Genomic DNA, 3,321 nt, shown 5'->3' with positions numbered 1-3,321 from the left:
GCAGGTGGCAAGGCCTTCAAAGCGGTGCAAATAGGCGGCCCTTCAGGCGGCTGTCTCTGTGAGGAGCACCTGGATTACGGTATAGACTATGAATCTTTGACCGCCGCGGGAGCGATCATGGGTTCGGGAGGGCTGGTAGTCCTCGATGAAGATGATTGCATGGTAGATGTAGCTCGCTATTTCCTGGGCTTCACCCAGAAGGAATCATGTGGGCAGTGCTCTTTGTGCCGATTGGGAAGTGTGCAGATGTTAGAGATCCTTAACGCTATAACGGAAGGGAAGGGCAGGATAGAGGACATCGACCTGCTTATTGAGTTGGGTGAGGGCATTAAAATAGGCTCGATCTGTGCTCTGGGACGGACTGCACCGAACCCTGTCCTCAGTACCATTCGTTATTTCCGCGGGGAATATGAGGCCCATATCCTTGAAAAGAAGTGTCCAGCGAGAGTGTGCAGAGGGCTCATTTCCTATTATATTGTGCCGGATAAGTGCAAAGCTTGCCTGCGCTGTCTTAGAGAGTGTCCCGTCGGAGCAATTAAAGGCGGCAAGAAGGAGGTTCATGTGATCAACCAGGATAAGTGTACTCGATGTGGGATATGCCTGAGCGTATGCCCGAAGCGCTTCAGCGCGGTGGAGTGTGTTCCCGGACGACTAACTAACGGAGATTAAAGATGACGGATTGGGATCAGTTTCACGATTGACTGTTTGCTATCGAAGTAAGAAAAAGGGGTTAAAGATGATGGACAAAATCAGCTTTACAATTGATGGGTTAAAGGTCACGGCAAATGCAGGGGATACTATACTCAGCGTGGCGCTTGAGCACCGCATATATATCCCGCATCTCTGCTATCATCCTGATCTGAAGCCCTTTGGAGGATGCCGGCTGTGCATGATTGAGATCGAAGGAAGGGGTCTTACCATCTCCTGCAAGGCGCCAGTTGAGGAGGGGATGGTGGTAATAACGGAAAGTCCGGAGATAAATAAAATGCGTCGCATTGCCGCCGAACTCCTGATCGTAAACCACTATTCCGAGTGTCTCCAGTGCGCCCAGAACACCAACTGCAAACTTCAAGAGATCGCCGCCTATATCGGCATTGAGGAAGGACGTCTGCAGCGCTTAAAGCGAACCGCCAGAGACCTTCCCCTTGATCATTCGAACCCCTTCTTTATCCGTGACCCTAATAAGTGTGTTCTCTGCGGCATTTGCGTGCGAACCTGTGATGAGATTAACGGGGTCAGTGCTATCAGCTTTGCCTTCCGGGGACTGGATACCAGGATCAGCACCCTTATGGACAAGCCGATCGGAGAATCCAAATGCGAGTCCTGTGGAGAGTGCGTTGTGAGATGTCCCGTGGGCGCCTTAGTCCCCAAAAATATGCGGAAGCCAGAACGTGAAGTGAAGAGTATTTGTCCTTACTGTGGTAGCGGTTGCGGCATTTATCTAGGCATACGCGGAGACCAAATAGTCTCGGTCCGCGGCGACCGTGATAATGCTGTCAATAAAGGACAGCTTTGCGTAAAAGGGCGTTTCGGTTACGACTTTGTCAACCACCCCGACCGTCTCACCACCCCCCTGATCAAACGAGACGGCACCTTTGTCGAAGCCACCTGGGACGAAGCCCTGGACTTAGTAGCAACCAAATTTAAAGAAGCACAAGACAAATACGGTCCCGAAGCCCTGGGCGGTATAAGCTCAGCCAGAGTAACCAACGAAGAAGCCTATCTCTTCCAAAAGCTACTCCGCTCCCTGGGTACCAACAGCATTGACCACTGCGCCCGTCTCTGACACGCTCCCACCGTGGTCGGTCTGGCCACAGTATTTGGCAGCGGAGCAATGACCAACACCATAGAAGAACTCTCAGGTGCCGGTGCTATTCTAGTAACCGGCTCCAATCCCACAGCAAACCATCCGGTCATCGGGTACCGGATTCGTGAAGCAGTCAGGAACGGCGGCACACTCATCGTAGCCGACCCGCGTCGTATTCCATTAGCCGACATAGCCGATGTCCATTTACAATTCAAGCCCGGCACCGACATAGCCCTTTTCAACGGCTTAGCACACGTCATCATCAAAGAAGATCTGCAAGACAAAGAATACATCGAAAACCGTACCCAGGGCTATAAATACTTAGAACAAATAGTAGCCAAATACACCCCCGCCTACGTCTCAGAGATAACCGGAGTTCCCGCCGAAGACATCATCACTGCAGCCTGTCTCTTCGCTGCTGCCGACAGTGGTGCTATTGTCTACTGCATGGGAGTAACCCAGCACACCTGCGGCACCGAAAATGTTGTAGCCTTAACCAACCTTTCCCTCCTCACCGGCAATGTGGGTATACCCCACGCCGGCATGAACCCCCTGCGCGGTCAAAACAACGTACAGGGCGCCTGCGATATGGGCTGCCTGCCCAACGTCTTCAGCGGTTATCAACCGGTACACAGCGACAGAGGGACAGGTACCTACTGGCAGCGCCTCAAAAAAGCTCGCCAGATCGAACAAAAAGACAACACAACCCAGGTAGAAACTATAACCAGTATAGAGTTCGAGCATCCCGTCCCGGTTGACAGCGTCAGCGATGAAATACGCGCCAAGTTCTCCAAAGCCTGGGGTGTCGAGCTCTCCGACGTAGCCGGCCGCACCATGCCCGATATGTTCCACGACAACCCCAGCAGGCGCCCTAAAGTAATCTATATCATGGGAGAAAACCCCATTATTTCCAGTCCACATACCGAACGCGTTCGTGAAACCTTAGAAAACATGGAGTTCGTGGTAGTACAAGACATCTTCCTGACCGAAACAGCTCGATACGCCCATGTAGTACTGCCCGCCGTCTCCTTTGCCGAAAAAGACGGCAGTTTTATCAATACAGAAAGACGAGTACAGCTCATCCACCGGGCCATCAAACCACGCGGGCAAAGCAAGCCCGACTGGGAAATAATCCAGGCACTGGCACAAAAATTCAACCTTAACTGGAACTATAACTCTCCGGCTGAAGTATGGGATGAAATAAGAGAACTCACACCACACTACTTCTTAGGCATGACTATAGAGCGTCTCGAAGAAGCAGGCTTACAATGGCCCTGCACCTCTATCGACCATCCCGGTACACCCATACTGCACAAAGGCAAATTTTCCCGCGGCATAGGTCAGTTCTCCACTGTAGAATACCGGCCACTAGCCGCTGATTCTACCGATAAAGAATACCCCTTTATCCTGACCACCGCTCGCAAGCTTTACCATTACCATTACCATTACCATTACCATTACCAACCATTTCAGTCCACACCCTCGAAGCCACTCCCGGTTATCCTGACTACCAC

The 3,321-nt window shown here is 51.8% G+C and carries 2 protein-coding genes; both read left to right on the top strand.

Annotated features, from left to right (window positions below; genetic code table 11):
- A partial coding sequence (locus tag HW443_RS10020; protein WP_176238138.1) for an NADH-ubiquinone oxidoreductase-F iron-sulfur binding region domain-containing protein occupies positions 1–669 on the top strand: 669 nt, incomplete at its 5' end.
- Between the two features lie 67 nt (positions 670–736).
- On the top strand, positions 737–3,321 hold a 2,585-nt coding region (locus HW443_RS13430; protein ID WP_308751102.1), incomplete at its 3' end, for a molybdopterin-dependent oxidoreductase.

It is taken from the genome of Candidatus Hakubella thermalkaliphila, from assembly GCF_013281975.1.
GTDB classification, from domain to species: Bacteria; Actinomycetota; Humimicrobiia; order Hakubellales; family Hakubellaceae; genus Hakubella; species Hakubella thermalkaliphila.
This window is presented reverse-complemented; position numbering and strand designations above follow the sequence as displayed.